Raw genomic sequence first — 20,324 nt, forward strand, 5'->3', positions numbered from 1 at the left:
CCACCGTTTACCCTCGCCAAAACGTTGGGGTAAATAACACTAATAAAGTAAATATTTCTAAACGACCAAATACCATCGCAATAGTAAGTAGCCATTTTGCCGTATCAGAAATCGCGCCGTAATGAGCAGCGACTTCACCTAAACCAGGGCCTAAGTTATTTAAGCAAGCAGCGGTTGCTGAGAATGCACTGATGTTATCCATACCGGTGCCCATCAGCGCCAACATAATAATGACGAACACTAACGCATAGGCAGAGAAAAAGCCCCAAACGGCTTCTACAACTTTATCTGGGAGTGCTTTTCGGCCTAATTTAATTGAATAAATAGCCCTCGGGTGCACTAGACGATTAAGTTCACGAATACCTTGCAAGTAAAGTAAGAACACCCGCACGACCTTCATACCACCACCGGTAGATCCGGCACAGCCGCCAATAAAACTTGAAAAGATAAGTAAAATAGGTAGGAACAGCGGCCATGCTGAGAAGTTATCAGTCGCAAAGCCCGCGGTTGTACTCATTGAAACCGCTTGGAACATGGCTTGGTCGAGAGTCTCATCACCATCGGCATAAATATTATTTGATGACAGCACAGTAAAGCAGACAATAACTAAGGCTAATTGAATCAATAAAAACACTTTGAATTCAGGGTCGCGTAAATAAACACGAATATTGCGTGAAGATACAGCTGCATAGTGCAGCGAAAAGTTAATGGCTGCAATCAGCAAAAACACGACACAGATAAAGTTAATTAATGGGCTATCAAACTGCCCCATTGATGCGTCGTAGGTAGAGAAGCCGCCAATCGCAATCGTAGAGAACGCATGACAGATCGCATCAAACCAATCCATCCCTGCAGCCCAGTATGCAAGCGTACAGGCAATGGTCAGCGATACATAGATATACCAAAGATGCTTTGCAGTATCGGCAATACGCGGCGTCATTTTTGAATCTTTAACCGGACCAGGTGTTTCTGCACGGTATAGCTGCATGCCACCGACCCCTAGCATAGGCAGTACCGCGACCGCGAGTACGATGATCCCCATACCACCTAGCCATTGCAGTTGCTGGCGATAAAAGAGCACTGATTTAGGTAGGTATTCTATGCCCGTAAGTACGGTAGCCCCTGTCGTTGTCAGCCCAGAAAAGGCCTCAAATACAGAGTCAGCTAAGGAGAGGTTAGGTTCTTGTAAGAACACTAAAGGCACCGCAGCGAAGGTACCTAGTACTAACCAGAACAAGACCACAATCAAGAAGCCTTCACGGGCTTTAAGATCACCATGTTCATGACGGTTTGGATAATAAGCCGCTAAACCAATTACAACACTAAAGATAAAAGCGAGAACGAATGGCACACCACCACCGTCTTTGTAGATCAAAGACACCAGTGCCGGTGGCACCATAGTGATACTAAATAACGCCACCAGCTGGCCGAGAATTTTTATTATGGTACGAAATTGCATCTAGGCGTATCGCTTTCTTATTAAATGTTTAGCTAATACAGTTTATTGTCTTACAGGCTTAATTGTAAGTAAACGGAATGTATTATTTTTACATTTCAAACTTTTCTGACTTTTAGGCTCACTCCGCCATGAGTCAATTCATGGATATCAGCAATCGCTTGCTCTGCCAGACGGCTATCGATTTCAATTTGCCAAGTGATGTTCTCTGCAAATTGTTTTTCGATATTAAGCACCTGATACTGATTTTTTAATAACTGCTCGATTGCACCTTGTACGCTGTAATCACTTTGACCTATCAGCTCAATACTCGGTACCTTGGTAATGGTTTTAAGCTCACGCATGGCATTATTTAAACTACCGCCGTAAGCACGCACAAGCCCACCTGTACCAAGCTTGATGCCCCCGAAATAACGGGTTACCACCGCTGTAATTTCACCAATACCAGAGCCAGTTAATACATTGAGCATTGGTTTACCTGCTGTGCCATTGGGTTCACCATCATCAGAAAAGCCATACACATGACTGCCACCGGGGTTACCCGCAACATGTGCCCAGCAATTATGACGAGCATCGCTGTATTTATCTTGAATTTCTTTTATAAAGGCTTTTGCTGCCGCAAGATCTGGGGTGTGGGCAATATGCACAATAAAGGTGCTTTTTTTGATTTCTTCTTGGTAAAAAACCGGCTCAGCCGGATATTGGTATTCAGACATAATTGCTTATCTAAAAAAAATGGGGCCTACTGGCCCCGATATTCACGAACCTTTATCGTTAATCTAAGTGTAGATCACGCGTCATGTTTTCTAGGCTATCTTCATGAACGATAATATTATCTTCAATACGGATACCGCCAAATGGCTTAAGCGCTTCAACTTTTTCCCAGTTAATAAACTGCTTGTTGTCAGTTTGCGCAAGGTCACCTAGTAACGAGTCGATAAAGTATAAACCAGGTTCAATAGTAAATACTTGGTTCTTTTCGATTAAGCGAGTGCAACGTAGGAAAGGATGACCTTCCGGCGGTGCTTGGTGCGCACCTGTATCATCAGCCATAAAGCCACCCATATCGTGAACTTGTAAACCAAGGTGGTGACCAAGACCATGCGGGAAGAACGTCGACGTAATACCACGTTCCACAATTTCAGCGGCTGGTAATTTCACAATATTAAAGTCGCTTAGTACTTGCGCTACACGCTGGTGACATTCTAAATGCAATTCACCGTATAACAGACCTGGCTTTAATGCTTTACCTAAAGCGATTTGATGCTCAGTCATTACTTTAATTAAGTCGCTAAATTCACCTGACTTTTTAAAGTCATAAGTACGTGTGATATCAGCAGCATAACCATTAAAGTTTGCACCAGCGTCAATAAGGAAAGAGTGATGCGTTTGCGGCGCTTTAGGTTCAAAATGCGTGTAATGTAAAATTGCACAGTTCTCATTTAGTGCAACGATATTACCGTAAGGCATTTCGTTTTCACTCTGGCGGGTAGCCATGAGGTAAGCTTGCTGAATATCAAACTCTGAACCACCAGCAAAAAACGTATCACGTGCTGCTTTGTGGCCATCTACTGCGATACGGTTAGCTTGTCGTAAACACTCAAGCTCGTATTGTGTTTTATAAGCACGATGAAAATGCAAGTAGTTCATCACTGGCTCTGGATTCATAATGCTAAAGCCCAGTGCTTGCGCTACTTCTAAATATTCACCGATATAAGCATATTTAGCTTTATCATAAGGAAGCAGTTTTTCTACCTGATCTGGCTGTACTAATAATTCAATATCAAAATACTCAGCCCAAAAATCACGTGGTTCGTCAGGCACTTTATGCCAAAAGTCGACAGGACGATAAAAAATTAGTTTCGGCTTAGATGCCCCATCAACCACAATCCAGCAATGTGGGTTGTCGATCACTGGTAACCAAGCTTTAAATTGCGGATTCACCTTAAACGGATAATACATGTCATCTAAAAACTGACGTTTAGCCTGACCTGAGTGAATTACTAACCCTTCTAAACCTTCACGCTCTGTAATTGTACGAGTGCGTTGTTGCAAGGTTGCAATATGTTCGGCGTATAGCACCGCTAATTTATCCATAGTAAACCCATCTTTAGTAAATTTAACTTGTTAGAAGTCTATCATAGCCAGCACTATCCCCCAACTAAGGGAGGATAGTGTGGCAAATCGAGTTTAACCACCCATCGACATATCAAGGATTGGCGCTAGAACATTGCCATCGCGTCCTAATCGAGTGTGATAAACCTGTCTGTAAGCAAACACGTTTTTAACGTAGTTTCGTGTTTCTGTGTAAGGAATTAACTCAATCCACAGCTCTGCTGGCATAGCTTGCTCTGGGATCCAACGTTTAATACGATGGTAGCCCGCATTATAAGAAGCCGTTGCTAGGATTTCGTTGCCATGATTTTTCTTTTTCAAATACTGCAAATACTCACTACCAAGACGAATATTAGTACGAGGCTGATATAACTGTTTTCGTGATACCGAGCTCTTATTCATATATTTAGCAGTGCTTGGTAACAACTGCATCAAACCATGGGCATTGGCATGAGAACGCGCATCCGGTGCAAAAGAGCTTTCACGGCGTGAAATTGCAATGCTCCAAGCGACATCAATATGGCTACGACTACTATAAGTGGCAAACACATTCTTAAATGCAAATGGGAAACGTAAGTCGACATAGTCCCACTCTTTTATTTGCGCTAAGGTGTAGATGGTACTGTCATACCAATCAAGTTCAGCAGCAAGCAAAGACGCGGCGAGCTTTTCTTCTTTGGTTGATGTATCCGTTAAATAATTCCATTCACGACGCGCAGAAGTAAAACGCTCAAGCTCATACAAAGCGCGAGCGCGCTTAAAGCCAGGGGCATTGGCCACCTCAAGCTTTAACTTGTTACTTATATTAATTTCTTTATTATTTAAGCTAACCGGAACACCTAAGCGTGCAGACGCTAAAAAGCCGTAATAGTCACGCTCTTTAGCCACTGTTTGCCAAATCTCACGAGCACGTTCGACTTCACCACGTTGATTTAAGCTATACGCCAGCCAATATTGCTGACCAAGGCTCAAGTTTTCTTTACCTGTGAAAAACGCCACTATGCCAGACCAATCTTGCCTCTCTAGCATATTACCAAGTTGCCATTGCATTAACTTTTGAGTTTGGCGTTCTTTAGGCACCTTATTTAACCAAAAGCGTGCTTGTTGATGACCGCTTGAGGCAAGCGATAACGCAAAGCTGTAGTAAACGTCTGCTTTTTGCTCGTCAGTGTAATTAAACATGGTTTCGAGTTTTTCCCATGCACGTAATGCAAGGTCTTTATCTCGCCATACTAAGCGCTTCACACCATAAATCGCGATTTGCCCTTCTTTAGCAGACTTTTTCTTATAACGATAAAGACCCGCCGAAGCACTTGGGTCTTTGCGTACCTTTAAATATAAATCAGCTAAATATTGATCAGCACGAGGCAATAATGTCTTTAAATATGGAATTAAACTCGATGAGCCTCCTTCAGCAGCTAAGCTAATACGCTGCCAAACTCGCTCTTCGGTCTGGTAGCCTTTTTTCTTCCAAAGTGAGAACAACTCATCACATTCTTTTGGCTGAGATTTTCCTACCACCCATAAATCTGTTACTTGGTTCATGATGGCTTTTTCAGGGGCACCTAAGTCCAATTGAAAACTTAAATAAGGACAAGTTAATTCGTTATTGCTTGTTTCGCGGTAGTTACGAATATAAGCCGCTTTTTTATTATACTTTTTTAAATAATTAAGCCATGCCTTACGCACAGGCCACTCTAATGGCGTGTTTTGGTAAACATTGAGGTAGTCCTCGATTTCGGTCTGGTGTTTAAGGCTTGGATTTCGTTGCCAATAAGCCTTTTCGACATAAGGTTTCAATGGGTGATCAAGCCCATTTGCCGCCTCTTTCATGTCTTGATAATCACCGTAACGCGCCTTTTTTTCTGCTTTTAAAAAAGCGTCATGTTTATCGTTGGCTTCAGCTGCAAAAAAAGGAAAAAGTAATGCGGCAGCTGTCCAACCAAGGAGTTGTTTTTTCATGATGACCTTTAACAAAAATTAAAGAATTAATAACAAAAAACTTCTGCTACACCTTAGCACCAAACCAGCTATATTTTAACCAATCACGATAAAGCGTAGTAAATTTTTCGTTGCATTTTCATTTTAAAGCAAGCACACTGATTGAAATGCAAACTCATCGTACCAGTCTTAGTTAATAAACTAGGGAGAATAATAATGTTATATAAAAGCGATTCATTTGAAGTTGCTTTCATCAAGGACAACATCGCCGAGTTTAAGTTCTGTGCAGACGGCTCAGTAAATAAACTTTCGCAGCAAACCTTGCAAGATTGCGCTTTAGCATTAAAAGAATTGGCAACAAACTCAGATATCAAAGGCATGGTGTTCACCAGCGATAAAGATCATTTCATTATCGGTGCCGACATTTTCGAATTTTTACCTACCTTCACTAAGCCTCAAGAAGAACTTGTTGCATGGATCAAAAATGCAACTGACGTTTTTGATGCAATTGAAGATTTACCTTTCCCAACGCTAAGTGCTGTAAACGGCATGGCGCTTGGTGGTGGATGTGAGTGGGCACTTGCTACCGATTACCGCGTTGCTAGCTCTAACGCTAAAATTGGCCTACCTGAAGTTAAACTAGGTATTATGCCTGGTTTTGGTGGTACAGTTCGCCTTCCACGCCTTATTGGCGCTGATAATGCGATGACATGGATCACTACAGGTAAAGAAAACCGCGCCGCTGATGCCCTAAAGGTAGGTGCATTTGACGCAGTAGTTAGTGCTGACAAACTTTTAGAGTCAAGTATTGCAACACTTGAGCAAGCAATTGCTGGCAAGCTAGATTGGCAAGCAAAACGACAAGTAAAATTACAGCCACTGAAAATGAACCGTGTTGAGCAAGGTATGAGCTTTGCGATGGCGGAAGGCATGGTAATGGGTCAGACAAAAGGTCACTACCCAGCACCTGTTATGGCTGTAAAAACAATCAAAGCTGCAGCAAACTGTGAACGCGCTGAAGCAATGGCGATTGAAAACGCTAACTTTGCTAAATTAGCAGCAACAAGCGAAGCTGCTGCGCAAACAGGTATTTTCTTAGCTGACCAATACATTAAAGGTAAAGCGAAGAAGCAAGCTAAACACAGTGAGCTTGAGATCAAACAAGCTGCTGTATTAGGTGCAGGTATTATGGGCGGTGGTATTGCATACCAGTCTGCTTATAAAGGCACACCTATTATCATGAAAGACATCAACCAAGATGCACTTGATTTAGGTATGGGCGAAGCATCTAAGCTACTTGGCAAAAAAGTACAACGTGGCCATATGGCGATGGATAAGATGGTTGCTACCTTAGGCAAGATCAAACCAACGCTAAACGATGCGGACCTACAAAGCGCAGACATCGTTGTTGAAGCCGTGGTTGAAAACCCTAAAGTGAAGCAAGCTGTTCTTGCGGGCCTTGAAAAAGACTTACCAGCGGGCACTATCCTAACTTCAAATACCTCAACAATTCGTATTGACGAGTTAGCATCGGCGCTTGAGAAACCAGAAAACTTCTGTGGTATGCACTTCTTTAACCCAGTGCCAAAAATGCCATTAGTAGAAATCATTCGTGGTGAAAAAACATCAGAAGCAACAATTAATGCCGTTGTTGATTACGCATTAAAGCTTGGTAAATCACCAATCGTTGTAAACGACTGTCCTGGTTTCTTTGTAAACCGCGTACTATTCCCTTACTTTGCAGGTTTTAGCAAGCTTGTTGTTGAAGGTGCTGACTTCAGTAAAGTAGATAAAGTAATGGAAAATGTATTTGGCTGGCCAATGGGCCCTGCTTATCTTCTTGATGTTGTAGGTATCGATACAGCTTACCACTGTACTGGTGTAATGGCTGACGGTTTCCCTGAGCGTATGGCTCGCCAAGATAAAGACCCTGTTACTGTATTTGCAAACGAAAAACGCTTTGGTCAGAAAAATGGTGCTGGTTTCTACCAATACGCGCCAGACCGTCGTGGTCGCTTGAAAAAAGCAAAAGATGCTACAGCAACAGAGTTACTCAGTGCTATCACTGATGCACCTAAAGACTTCGATAAACAAGAAATCATTGACCGTTGTATGATCCCGATGATCAACGAAGTACTACTTTGTTTACAAGAAGGTATCGTAGCGTCACCACAAGAAGCTGACATGGCGCTAATTTACGGCATTGGTTTCCCTCCATTTAGAGGCGGTGCATTCCGTTACTTAGATCAAACTGGTTTAGCGAACTTTGTTGCAACAGCAGATAAATACGCTCACTTAGGTGCGATTTACCAAGTATCAGATGAAACTCGCAAGTGGGCCGAAGAAGGCCGTGTATTCTATAAGGTGGAAGGATAAGAAACATGAATAATCCAGTAATCGTAGATTGTATCCGCACACCAATGGGTCGTTCAAAGAACGGCGTATTCAAAAACAAGCGTGCGGAAGATTTAAGTGCTCACTTAATGAAAGGTTTGTTAGACCGTAACCCAGCCGTTGATCCAGCATCAATTGATGATATTTACTGGGGCTGTGTACAACAAACTTTAGAGCAAGGTTTTAACATTGCTCGTAACGCAGCACTACTAGCCGGTATCCCTCACTCAGTACCAGCTGTCACAGTTAACCGTTTATGTGGTTCATCAATGCAAGCATTACACGATGCAGCACGCGCTATTATGACTGGCGCTGGTGATACCTACATCATTGGTGGTGTTGAGCACATGGGTCACGTACCTATGACTCACGGTAATGATTTTCACCCAGGTTTATCAACGTCTGTAGCACAAGCTGCTGGCGTAATGGGTTTAACTGCAGAATACCTTGCTACGCTGCACGGCATTAGCCGCGAGCAACAAGACGAATTTGCTTACCGTTCACACCAACGTGCACACGCAGCAACTGTTGAAGGTCGTTTCCGTCGTGAAATCCTGCCAATGGAAGGTCACGATGCAGATGGTTCTTTAATCTTAGTTGAAGACGATGAAGTAATCCGTCCTGAGACAACTGTTGAAGGTTTATCGCAACTTCGCCCTGTATTCAATCCAGCATCAGGTAGCGTAACCGCAGGTACTTCTTCTGCACTTTCTGACGGCGCATCAGCAATGCTTGTAATGAGCGAAGAAAAAGCAAAAGAACTTGGTTTACCAATTCGTGCACGTATTAAATCAATGGCTGTTGCAGGTTGCGATCCATCAATCATGGGTTACGGCCCTGTTCCTGCATCGCAAAAAGCACTTCAACAAGCAGGTATCAGTATTGACGATATCGATGTTGCAGAGCTTAACGAAGCCTTTGCAGCACAATCTCTACCAGTATTAAAAGACCTAGGTCTGATGGATGTGGTAGATGAAAAAGTTAACCTAAATGGTGGTGCAATTGCACTTGGTCACCCACTTGGTTGTTCTGGTTCACGTATTAGCACAACGCTTGTTCACCTAATGGAAGACAAGAACGCTAAATACGGCCTAGCAACTATGTGTATTGGTTTAGGCCAAGGTATTGCAACTGTATTTGAGCGCGTAGAATAACAAGCTCACACCAAACATCTTGGTGATAAAAAGGCGCACTGACTTGCTCAGTGCGCCTTTTTTATTTGCTTTGCTTTCGGTTATTGAAACTGGCGGCAATAGAAAGTTAAAATAGCCGCTTATTAATCGTCTCTTTCACCTAAAAGGTCAGCCATGAGTTTTGATAATCCCGATCACCAATTAGATGCACTTGGCCTTCGATGTCCAGAACCTGTCATGATGGTGCGTGGTGCAGTACGAAAAATGAAAGATGGCGAAACCTTACTTATCATCGCCGACGACCCATCAACCACCCGCGATATCCCAAGCTTTTGTACTTTTATGGATCACACACTTGTAGCTAAAGATGTAGAACAAGCACCGTATCGATACTTGGTGAAGAAAGGTTTATAACGAGCTCGTAGGTTGGTTAGAGCGAAGCGAAACCCAACGTTATCGCAAGATGATGGCAACAAATTAAAGTTCGTGAAATTCAACTTTTAATCGAAATTAAGCTACTCTTATCATTTAACATTCAAGGATGAATGTATGCGATACAGAAGAGTATTAATCCCCGGTGGCACCTATTTCTTTACTCTAGCGATTGCGCAAAGAAACTCAGCACTTTTAACTTCAAACATCACTTTGCTACGTTCAGCTTATAAAAGTGTGGCTAAGTCACATCCTTTTAAAACGCTTGCCATTGTCATTCTTCCAGATCACTTACACGCTATTTGGCAACTACCTGCTGGGGATTGTGATTATGCAAAACGGTGGCGGTTAATTAAGTCTAATTTTTCTAGACAACTAAATAATTGCGAGCATAAATCGCCTAGCCGTATTCAGAAATGTGAACGAGGTATTTGGCAGAGACGGTATTGGGAGCATTATATAAAGGACGAGCAAGACCTAGTGAACCATATTAATTATATTTACTTCAACCCTGTTAAACATAAATACGTGAATCAAGTTGAAGACTGGCCATTTTCATCTTATAGGAAATTGAGTAAGTCATCTGCTTTTAATTTGTCAGATGATGAGTTAGATATCGCATTTAATCTATATGAAGATTGATGAGAGGTTGGGTTTCGCTTTGATCTAACCTAATCAGTTTAGGCTGAGTTTAGAGCAACGAAACCCAACGTGTTAGAGGTACTTATTTTCTGCGATATATCGAACACTCCCGATAGCTAATCCGTTGCAGAGCTAGATACCCCAGCTAACCTTCAAGGTGAGTGTATGCGTTGGATTTCGCTCCGCTCTACCCAACCTACCAGCACAGAGCTTTACTTTCGAGTTACTGTCACTTTTGGTTGATTACTATTGCGGTAATCAAAGCTCACTACATATACGCCTTTTGCAGCGGGTTTAAAGCTGAAATAATTGTAGATGGTATTACAGTCTGCATTGGCGGCTTGGCCTAGAACCAATGATTGACCTGCAGGGTCCATATCACTGTAACCACAGTTATAGCCTTCACTAAAATCAGCATCCGCTACTTTGAATTCATAAACCTTACCAGGTGTTGAAAACTTAACGTCGGTTTGGAATATGCCCGGTGCAACTTGCTCTAATTGATACTGCGGCTCCGCATCCCACAAGGTGAAATCACCACGTAAATACATAGTACGGTCAAGCTCTTTGCTTGGCAGAATATCGTCAATGCTTGGCATTTGCATTTGGCTAGAACAGGCTGTTAATAAGCCTGCTAATGCTAAAGTAATTACACGTTTCATTACTGTTCCTTATGCTACAAAAAAGCCAGCACAGAGCTGGCTTTTATTAATTGGCTACTGCTTACTTCTGAAGTACAGAAATATCAGCAATATCTAAAAACAGACGGCTTAGTTGGCTTAACAATGCTAAACGGTTTTGTTTAACCGCTTCGTCATCTGCCATTACCATGACGTTATCGAAGAAGTTATCAACACTCTCACGGATACCCGCAAGTTGTGATAATGCTTCTTGGTAATCGCCATTTGCATACAGAGGTGCAAGCTCAGTTGCAAACTTAGCAACGTGTGATGCTAATACTTTCTCTGCATCATCGCTTAATAGGCTCTCATTTACATCACCTTGTGTTGTGATGTCATTTTTAGCCAAGATATTGCTTACACGTTTATTTGCTGCTGCAAGCGCTTCTGCTGCGTCTAATGTACGGAAGTGACTTACCGCTTTAACACGGCGGTCGAAATCAACTGGTTTAGTTGGACGACGAGCTAGCACAGCTTGAATGACATCAACTTCGATACCTTCATCTTGATACCATGCGCGGAAACGACCTAGCATAAACTCAAACACATCTGTTGATACGTTTAGGTTTGTTAGCTTTTCACCGAATAATGTTTGTGACTTAGCAACAAGGTCTAAGATATCTAGCGGTAATGATTTTTCAACCATGATGCGTAATGCACCAATTGCTGCACGGCGAAGTGCAAATGGGTCTTTGTCGCCTTTTGGCGCTTGACCAATACCAAAAATACCCACCAGCGTATCAAACTTATCAGCAATTGCGACCGCACAGCTGATCACATTTGTTGGTAAGTTATCGCCCGCGAAGCGAGGCATATATTGTTCATTTTGCGCGAGTGCAACTTCTTCAGCTTCACCGTCGTGACGAGCGTAATGCATACCCATTACACCTTGTACGTCGGTAAACTCCATAACCATTTCGGTCATTAGGTCTGTTTTACTTAATAAACCTGCTCGCTTAGCCAGCTCGGCATCGGCTCCTAATTGCTCAGCAATGTAACCGGCAAGTTCACTAATACGCTCAGATTTATCTTTCAGCGTACCAAGTTGCTTTTGGAATAAAACGGTATCTAGCGATTCTAAGCGACTCTCTAGCGTTTTCTTCTTATCTGTTTCGTAGAAGAACTGCGCATCCGCTAAACGAGGACGAACAACTTTTTCGTTACCGGCTATGACCACGCTTGGATCTTTACTTTCGATATTAGAAACAAATAGGAACTTGTTAAGTAAGTTGCCATCTTGGTCTAATAACGGGAAGTACTTTTGGTCGTCCTTCATGGTATAGATAAGCGCTTCTGAAGGAACATCTAAGAATGCTTCTTCGAATGTTGCAGTCAGCGTTACTGGCCATTCAACCAAGGATGTTACTTCTTCAAGTAAGTCTTCATCCATCGCTACTTTTGCATTTACAGCGCTAGCTGCTGCTTCAATCTGTTCACGAATTTGTGCTTTACGCGCTTCGAAGTCTGCGACAACGTAAGCAGATTTCAGCACATCAAACACATCATCAGCGTGGTTGATTGTTACTTTTTCTGGATGATGGAAACGGTGACCTTGTAATTGGTTGCCAACTTGCTTACCAAGGATTTCGCCTTCAATTAGCGTGCTACCAAATAAGATAGTCGCTGTGTGCACAGGGCGAATAAATTGTGTTTTATTTGCCCCCCAACGCATTGGTTTAGGGATAGGTAATTTAGCAAGTGCTTTGTTCACAGCATTACTCATAAGCGATGTAGTTGCTTGGCCTTCAACCTGTGCTTTATGTAATAACCAAGCGCCTTTATCTGTCTCAAGTGTTTGTGCATCGCTTACATCGATACCACAACCACGCGCCCAACCCATTGCTGCTTTAGTTGGATTACCATCGGCATCAAAAGCTGCTGCAACTGCAGGACCACGCTTTTCTACAACCTTGTCACTTTGTTTTGCTTCAAGTGCACTAACACGTAAGCCTAAACGACGTGGTGATGCGTACCAGTTAACGCCTTGGTGATTTAATTCTAAGCTTGCAAGCTCAGTTGCTAAGTTCTCAGCAAACGACTCAGCAAGTTTACGAAGTGCTTTTGGTGGCAACTCTTCTGTGCCAATTTCTACTAATAAATTTTCTGCTGACATGCTAATTCTTAATCCTTACAAAGCGGGAAACCAAGAGCTTCACGGGCATCATAGTAACTTTGCGCACATGCTTTAGATAAAGCACGAACACGTAAGATATAACGTTGACGTTCTGTTACTGAGATAGCGTGACGAGCGTCTAATAAGTTAAACGCATGTGATGCTTTCATTACTTGCTCATAAGCTGGTAATGGTAAGCCTGCTTCAATTAGCTTTTCGCTTTCTTTTTCACAGTGATCGAACTGTGCAAATAAGAACTCAACATCCGCTTGTTCGAAGTTATAAGCTGACTGCTCTACTTCGTTTTGATGGAATACATCACCGTATGTCACACGACCCATAGGACCGTCTGCCCATACTAGGTCATAGATACTATCTACGCCCTGAATATACATAGCTAAACGCTCAAGACCATAAGTGATTTCACCGGTTACTGGTGAGCACTCTAAGCCACCTACTTGCTGGAAGTAAGTGAACTGAGTTACTTCCATGCCGTTTAACCAGATCTCCCAACCTAGGCCCCATGCACCTAATGTAGGAGACTCCCAGTTGTCTTCTACGAAGCGAACTTCATCAGTTAGTGTATCGATACCAACGGCAGCTAAAGAGCCTAAATAAAGCTCCTGGATGTTTTCTGGTGATGGCTTTAATACTACTTGGAATTGGTAGTAATGCTGTAAACGGTTCGGGTTTTCACCATAACGACCATCAGTTGGACGGCGGCATGGTTGAACATACGCGCTCGACATTGGCTCTGGGCCAATTGACTTTAAGAAAGTTAACGGATGAAATGTCCCTGCTCCCACTTCCATATCGAGTGGTTGAGCAATCACACAGCCTTGCTGTGCCCAATAGTCCTGTAAAGCCAGGATCAAACCTTGAAAGGTTTTAACGTCATATTTTTGCATATTTGGCTTATAGTATCTGGTGCGTTTAGTCTGAAAATTGCTCTCAGTATACCTTGTGTGCAGTAAGGTTTTAAGCAGTTTGTGCTTTTTCAGCAATAAAAAAAGGAGCCAGTTGGCTCCTTTTAAATTCTTAATTTCGCGTTATACGTCTAGGTTAACTACACGTAGCGCATTCGTTTCGATGAAGTCACGACGCGGCTCAACTTGGTCACCCATTAGAGTCGCAAACAATTGGTCTGCCGCTACTGCATCTTCAATTGTTACTTTCAACATACGACGAGCATCTGGGTCCATAGTGGTTTCCCAAAGCTGATCAGGGTTCATCTCACCGAGTCCTTTATAGCGTTGAATATAAAGGCCACGCTTCGATTCATTGATTAACCACTCTAATGCATCCACAAAGTTATCAACAGCAAGAGTTTTCTCACCGCGTTGAACATATGCCCCTTCCTCAAGTAAGTTAGCAATGTTTACGCCTGTCGCTGCAATGCGTTTGTAGTCACGCGATGTGATGAAGTCATGGTTTAGTACATGAGCTTTATCCACACCATGTTGACGAATGTTCACAACAGGATAATACATGTTGCGCTCAGTATCGTGCTCAGTGCCCGCATGGAAGATAGTTGCATCTTCATCACGTGCAATTAAGTCGTCAACTAGAGTATTAGTCCACTCTTTAACTTTTGCTTCATCTGCTAAATCAGCTTCGGTAATTTCGCTTTGATAAATTAAACGTTCCATAACCGAGTTTGGATATTTACGTTTTAAGCGCTCAATCACTTTAACTGTATTTTGATAGTCGTGAACGATTCTTTCTAGCTCTTCACCTTCAAGTGCAGATGCACCTTCGCTTGTATAAAGTGCAGCATTGTTTAATGCTAATGATGTTAAGTAATCAACAAGCGCTGGGTCATCTTTAATGTAGCGTTCTTGCTTACCTTTTTTCACTTTATAAAGTGGTGGTTGCGCAATATAGATAAAGCCTTTTTCTACAATCTCTGGCATTTGACGGTAGAAGAAAGTCAGTAGTAAGGTACGAATGTGAGAACCATCCACGTCCGCATCGGTCATGATAATGATACGATGATAACGTAGCTTTTCTGGGTCATATTCATCACGACCAATACCACAGCCTAATGCAGTGATTAGAGTTGCGACTTCTTGAGAAGAAAGCATCTTATCAAAGCGTGCTTTTTCTACGTTAAGAATCTTACCTTTAAGTGGCAAGATAGCTTGGTTTTTACGGTTACGACCCTGCTTAGCTGAACCACCTGCAGAGTCACCCTCCACTATGTATAGTTCAGAAAGTGCTGGATCTTTTTCTTGGCAGTCTGCCAATTTACCTGGTAAACCAGCTAAATCCATTGCACCTTTACGGCGTGTCATTTCACGTGCTTTACGTGCTGCTTCACGAGCTCGTGCTGCATCAATAATTTTGCCAACAACTGTTTTAGCATCAACAGGGTTTTCTAATAAGAACTCTGTTAGTTTTTCTGCCATTGCTTGTTCTACAGCAGACTTAACTTCACTTGATACTAGTTTGTCTTTAGTTTGTGATGAGAACTTAGGATCAGGAACTTTAACACTTACAACCGCAGTTAAGCCTTCACGAGCATCATCACCCGTTGCATTGCTTGTTGTTTTCGCTTTTTTGTTAAAGCCTTCTTTTTCCATGTAGTTATTTAGCGTACGTGTTAATGCTGCTCTAAAGCCAGCTAAGTGCGTACCACCATCACGTTGTGGAATGTTGTTTGTGAAACAGTAAATGCTTTCTTGGAAACCATCGTTCCACTGCATTGAAACTTCTACACTAATACCGTCTTCTTCACGCTCATGGGTAAAGTGGAAAACACTTTTATGTACAGGTGTTTTGTTACGGTTTAGATATTCTACGAATGCTTGGATACCACCGTCATATTTGAAGTGGTCATTCTTAGATTCTTCGCGCTCATCAGTAAGAATAATACTTACACCAGAGTTTAAGAACGAAAGCTCACGCAAACGTTTTGCTAAAATATCGTAGTGGAAGTTAAGGTCAGTGAATGTTTCACCACTTGGCCAGAAACGTAATTCAGTACCTGTGTCTGTTGCGTCACCAATTATTGCTAATGGCGCATCTGGTACACCCATAGTATATGTTTGTTGGTGAATTTTTCCTTCACGACGAATGGTTAGTTGTAGCTTTTCAGATAGTGCATTTACTACCGAAACACCTACACCGTGTAAGCCACCTGATACTTTATATGAGTTATCATCGAACTTACCACCAGCGTGAAGTACCGTCATGATAACTTCAGCCGCTGAAACACCTTCTTCTTCGTGAATAGATGTAGGAATACCACGACCGTTATCTCTTACAGAGACTGAACCGTCTAAGTGAATCGTTACAAAAATATCATCACAATGACCAGCTAAGGCTTCATCGATAGAGTTATCAACAACCTCAAACACCATGTGGTGTAGGCCTGTACCGTCATCGGTGTCCCCTATATACATTCCTGGACGCTTTCTTACTGCGTCTAATCCTTTAAGTACTTTAATACTCGACGAATCGTAATTCTCAGACATGGTTAATCCCACTTATCTTGTTATTAGGTTGCCATGTTTCACGTGGAACATTTTTAGTTCTCGTTGCATGGGTTCCACCACAGCAGAAATACTTTCAGATAAAATTGATGAGATAAAAAGTTGCGAATCGCAATGAGTCAAAAGCTGACCCACTTTTTCTTTTGTATCTTCACCCAGTTCTGAAGGTAAGTCATCTATTAGCAATATAGATTGCTTATCTGTTTCTGACTCAATTAAGCTATTTTGCGTTACTTTTAACGCATAAAGCAAGAGCTTCAATTGACCGCGAGAAAATGTATTTTCTACACTGTTACCAGAAACACTAAAACTAAAATCAGCTTTATGCGGACCTTTACTTGTGAAACCTTGTTTGGCATCACGTTCAAAGCTTTGCTCAAGCGCCTCTGAGAGCGTTTCACTCTCTTTCCAGCCCGCATGAAAGTTAATTTCTAAATCGCTTACAAGCGTTAATTCTGCACACATTTTATCAAAAAACTGCTGCTTAAACCTACTTATATACGCGATTCTTAGATTATTTATTTGTTCAGCTAGTCTAACAAATTCTTTATCCCAAAACTTGATCTGTTCGAAATAATCTCGAGGTTTACTTTTTAATAAAGCATTACGTTGTTTCAGTACTTTATTAAAAGACTGCCACAAGTAAAAAAAGTCATGTTCCACGTGGAACAATCCTAAATCGAGAAATTTTCTACGCTCTTTTGGGCCACCAAAAAACAACGAATAGCTTTCTGGAGTAATAACTTGCACCGGCACTAGTTGAGCTAATTCAGAGATTTTACGGCTCGTTTTTCCCTGAATCTTTAAAGACGTTTCACCCGCTTGGTTTTTGCTTATACCAATCGGAATAGACAAATCATGCAACGCTTTGCGCCCATGAATCACAAACTTGTCTTGTTGATGCTGAATGATATTTTTATGTTTGGCGGTACGAAATGATTTACCGTGAGAAAGGAAATATATCGCCTCAAGGAGACTGGTTTTTCCGCTGCCATTTTCGCCATAGATAATGTTTATGCCATTAACCGGCTCAAGTGTCAGCGCCTCAATATTCCGAAAATTATTGAGGCTTAAATGACTTAAACTCATATAAGCTTATAGGCGCATCGGCATTACAACGTACATAGCTTCTTCGTCACCTGCACCTTCAATTAGCGCACTGCTATTAGAGTCTGCAAGCGTAAAGGTTACATCTTCTGTTTTTAATGTATTAAGTACATCAAGCACATAAGAAACGTTAAAGCCAATTTCAAGTTCGCCGCCTTGGTACATTACTTCAACCACCTCTTCAGCTTGTTCTTGCTCAGGGTTGTTTGCTGTAATTTTTAATAAACCTTCAGACAGATTTAAACGTACACCACGGAATTTTTCATTCGATAAAATAGACACACGTTGGAAAGCACTGCGCAACCATTCACGGTTAGCAGTAATCACTTTATCACCACCACGTGGCAATACTCGACGATAATCAGGGAAACGACCATCAACTAGTTTACTAGTAAATGTAAACTCAGTATCAATAATACGAATATGGTTAGCACCAAATTGAATGGTTACTAGTTCATCATCAGCCACCATTAGGCGCATAATTTCTTGTACACCTTTACGTGGAATAATTAACTGACGTTGTGTATTTAAAGACTGTGGTAATTGCTTTTGTGCAATTGCCAAACGGTGACCATCTGTAGCCACTGTTTTGATATCTGCGTTATCAACTTCAAATGACATACCGTTTAAGTAATAACGGACGTCTTGATTCGCCATAGAAAAATGCGTGCTTTCTAAAAGCTTACGCAGTTCTAAACGCGTTAGTTGAAATTCAACTTCACCATCCCACTGCTCAAGATTCGGAAAATCTTCAGCGGCCAGCGTAGTTAAAGAAAAACGGCTTTTACCACTTGTTAATAGTAACTGATGATCTTGGCTACTTAACGTAAGGTCTGAGCCATCAGGTAAACTTTTACAAATATCGAGTAACTTTTTAGCTGGTAAAGTGAGTTGCGTATCTGTGGTATCTTCACCGACAAACACACTCGCCACTAACTCAATTTCAAGATCAGTACCCGTCATCGAAAGTTGTCCGTTTTCAACAACTAACAGTACGTTCGATAAAATCGGTAAGGTGTGCTTACGCTCAATCGCACCAGACACTTGAACTAAAGGTTTTAAAAATTGCTCTCTTGATATTGTTATTTGCATAATAAAGTCGGCCTTAAGATGACAAGGTTCTTATTAAGTTTTGATAATCTTCTTTCACTTCGTGGCTTTCGTCACGGAGTGATTTAACTTTACGACAAGCGTGTAATACAGTTGTGTGATCACGACCACCAAAGGCGTCGCCAATCTCAGGTAAACTGTGATTTGTAAGTTCTTTTGATAATGCCATGGCCACTTGACGTGGTCTTGCTACTGAACGGCTACGACGTTTAGAGAGTAAATCTGACACACGAATACGGTAATACTCAGCAACAGTGCGTTGAATATTATCTATCGTTACCAGTTTATCTTGCAGCGCAAGTAAGTCACGTAGCGCTTCTTTTACAAAGTCGATTGAAATCGGACGACCAGTAAAGTTTGCATTAGCAATAACGCGGTTTAACGCCCCTTCTAATTCACGCACATTTGAGCGTAATTTTTTCGCGATAAAAAAGGCAACTTCGTGAGGTAAATTGATTTTACTTTGCTGCGCTTTTTTCATCAAAATAGCAACGCGGGTTTCAAGTTCTGGTGGCTCAATAGCAATGGTTAAGCCCCAGCCAAAACGTGATTTAAGGCGATCTTCAACCCCTTCTATCTCTTTAGGATAGCGGTCTGAAGTTAAGATAATCTGTTGATTTCCTTCAAGTAAAGCGTTGAAGGTATGAAAAAACTCTTCTTGTGAGCGTTCTTTATTAGCGAAAAATTGAATGTCATCGATCATCAATGCATCAACACTTCGGTAATAACGTTTAAATTCTTCTATGGCATTATTTTGTAGCGCTTTAACCATGTCTTGCACAAATCGCTCTGAGTGCATATAAACAATTTTCGCGTCTGGCTTATTAGCCATAATACCGTTACCAACAGCATGTAATAAGTGAGTTTTACCTAAGCCCGTACCACCATATATAAATACAGGGTTAAATGCTGAACCTGGGTTATCTGCAACTTGAGTTGCTGCAGCTTTTGCTAATTGATTTGATTTACCTTCAACAAAGCTATCAAAGGTGTAATTTTCTTTAATGTTTGATTTATAGCCTGATTTTGGTGCAGGTTCGACCGCTGCTTTTTCAGGTTTTGGCTGTTGCTTTTCAGCAGTTTGTTGTGGAACAGATGCGCTTGTTTCTGCTGCAGCCGGTGCAGATGCCACTTGGGCATTTAAAATAGGTTTACTACCAACATCAAAACGTAATTCAGGTGCTTCATCACCACAAATTTCAACGAGTAGTTCATTAATACGGTTTAAATACTTTTCTCTCACCCAATCCAAAACAAAACGGTTAGGTGCATATATAGTCAACGTATCTTCGGTACTTTCTGCTTGAAGTGGTCTTACCCACATACTGAATTGCTGTGAAGGCAATTCATCTTGCAATACATATAAACAACTTTGCCAAACCGACAGATACACAGTTAAACTCCCAGAGATTTAATTTTTATTCCCGTTCATCTTTAATGATGGAAAATCAAACATTTATTGCTAATCTTTGACCAACTTTCTTGGCCCAGACCGACTATTATGAAGGTACTTTATCCACAAGTACAAGATTGATTTTTATGAAAAATATGATCTCAGCAACATAAAACAATAAAACACTGATTTTTAAGAAAATTATTTTTTAAGCTCGAACAGTGATCATAACAAATCTGCAGCCAGATCGCGATCAAATTCTACGATCGAATTGGCTTTTCCCAAGCTTTTATTCACTTTTTATACAGAGGCTG

Annotated in this window: 15 protein-coding genes; 4 read left to right on the forward strand and 11 right to left on the reverse strand. The window is 41.5% G+C overall.

The window, feature by feature from the left end; translation table 11 throughout:
- Positions 1-7: 7 nt before the first annotated feature.
- The 4 genes from ISP07_RS19035 to ISP07_RS19050 all read right to left on the reverse strand — a co-directional run bounded on the left by ISP07_RS19035 (position 8) and on the right by ISP07_RS19050 (position 5,533).
- The gene (locus ISP07_RS19035; protein ID WP_054554779.1) at positions 8-1,459 is read right to left on the reverse strand and encodes a TrkH family potassium uptake protein; all 1,452 of its coding nucleotides are present in this window, start codon (positions 1,457-1,459) and stop codon (positions 8-10) included.
- A 95-nt stretch (positions 1,460-1,554) separates the two neighbouring features.
- Positions 1,555-2,172: a YigZ family protein gene (locus ISP07_RS19040; RefSeq protein WP_209328570.1), complete on the reverse strand. Its 618-nt coding sequence runs from the start codon at positions 2,170-2,172 to the stop codon at positions 1,555-1,557.
- A gap of 58 nt (positions 2,173-2,230) precedes the next feature.
- Positions 2,231-3,553 (reverse strand): Xaa-Pro dipeptidase, encoded by a 1,323-nt coding sequence (gene pepQ / locus ISP07_RS19045; protein WP_209328571.1) that lies wholly within the window; start codon positions 3,551-3,553, stop codon positions 2,231-2,233.
- Between the two features lie 93 nt (positions 3,554-3,646).
- Positions 3,647-5,533, reverse strand: coding sequence for a transglycosylase SLT domain-containing protein (locus tag ISP07_RS19050; RefSeq protein WP_054554782.1), 1,887 nt, complete (start codon positions 5,531-5,533; stop codon positions 3,647-3,649).
- A gap of 195 nt (positions 5,534-5,728) precedes the next feature.
- Between ISP07_RS19050 and fadB the strand changes: the two genes are divergently transcribed.
- The 4 genes from fadB to ISP07_RS19070 all read left to right on the forward strand — a co-directional run bounded on the left by fadB (position 5,729) and on the right by ISP07_RS19070 (position 10,113).
- Positions 5,729-7,888, forward strand: coding sequence for a fatty acid oxidation complex subunit alpha FadB (fadB, locus tag ISP07_RS19055; protein ID WP_209328572.1), 2,160 nt, complete (start codon positions 5,729-5,731; stop codon positions 7,886-7,888).
- 5 nt (positions 7,889-7,893) lie between these two features.
- Positions 7,894-9,060, forward strand: a complete 1,167-nt coding sequence (fadA, locus tag ISP07_RS19060; protein WP_209328573.1) for an acetyl-CoA C-acyltransferase FadA — start codon at positions 7,894-7,896, stop codon at positions 9,058-9,060.
- A 153-nt stretch (positions 9,061-9,213) separates the two neighbouring features.
- A complete protein-coding gene (gene tusA, locus ISP07_RS19065; protein WP_054554785.1) occupies positions 9,214-9,453 on the forward strand; it encodes a sulfurtransferase TusA in 240 nt (79 codons plus the stop codon).
- Positions 9,454-9,588: 135 nt separating this feature from the next.
- Entirely contained in the window at positions 9,589-10,113 is a 525-nt protein-coding gene (locus tag ISP07_RS19070) for an REP-associated tyrosine transposase (protein ID WP_209328574.1), read from the forward strand.
- A 212-nt stretch (positions 10,114-10,325) separates the two neighbouring features.
- Here the strand turns inward: ISP07_RS19070 and ISP07_RS19075 are convergent, their stop codons facing one another.
- The 7 genes from ISP07_RS19075 to dnaA form a co-directional block, all read right to left on the reverse strand.
- Positions 10,326-10,775 (reverse strand): hypothetical protein, encoded by a 450-nt coding sequence (locus tag ISP07_RS19075; RefSeq protein ID WP_054554787.1) that lies wholly within the window; start codon positions 10,773-10,775, stop codon positions 10,326-10,328.
- A 61-nt stretch (positions 10,776-10,836) separates the two neighbouring features.
- Entirely contained in the window at positions 10,837-12,906 is a 2,070-nt protein-coding gene (gene glyS, locus ISP07_RS19080; protein WP_209328575.1) for a glycine--tRNA ligase subunit beta, read from the reverse strand.
- Between the two features lie 8 nt (positions 12,907-12,914).
- Positions 12,915-13,814: a glycine--tRNA ligase subunit alpha gene (gene glyQ / locus ISP07_RS19085; RefSeq protein ID WP_054554789.1), complete on the reverse strand. Its 900-nt coding sequence runs from the start codon at positions 13,812-13,814 to the stop codon at positions 12,915-12,917.
- A gap of 141 nt (positions 13,815-13,955) precedes the next feature.
- Positions 13,956-16,382 (reverse strand): DNA topoisomerase (ATP-hydrolyzing) subunit B, encoded by a 2,427-nt coding sequence (gene gyrB, locus ISP07_RS19090; protein ID WP_054563762.1) that lies wholly within the window; start codon positions 16,380-16,382, stop codon positions 13,956-13,958.
- 12 nt (positions 16,383-16,394) lie between these two features.
- Positions 16,395-17,489: a DNA replication/repair protein RecF gene (gene recF, locus ISP07_RS19095; protein ID WP_054563761.1), complete on the reverse strand. Its 1,095-nt coding sequence runs from the start codon at positions 17,487-17,489 to the stop codon at positions 16,395-16,397.
- Positions 17,490-17,495: 6 nt separating this feature from the next.
- Positions 17,496-18,599 carry a DNA polymerase III subunit beta gene (gene dnaN, locus ISP07_RS19100; RefSeq protein WP_054563760.1) on the reverse strand — a complete coding sequence of 368 codons (1,104 nt, stop codon included), beginning with the start codon at positions 18,597-18,599 and terminating at the stop codon, positions 17,496-17,498.
- Positions 18,600-18,612: 13 nt separating this feature from the next.
- Complete coding sequence (gene dnaA, locus ISP07_RS19105; protein WP_058583674.1) at positions 18,613-20,010, reverse strand: chromosomal replication initiator protein DnaA; 1,398 nt, start codon at positions 20,008-20,010, stop codon at positions 18,613-18,615.
- Positions 20,011-20,324 lie beyond the last annotated feature (314 nt).

The sequence above is a fragment of the Pseudoalteromonas sp. PA2MD11 genome, from assembly GCF_017808125.1.
GTDB classification, from domain to species: Bacteria; Pseudomonadota; Gammaproteobacteria; order Enterobacterales; family Alteromonadaceae; genus Pseudoalteromonas; species Pseudoalteromonas simplex.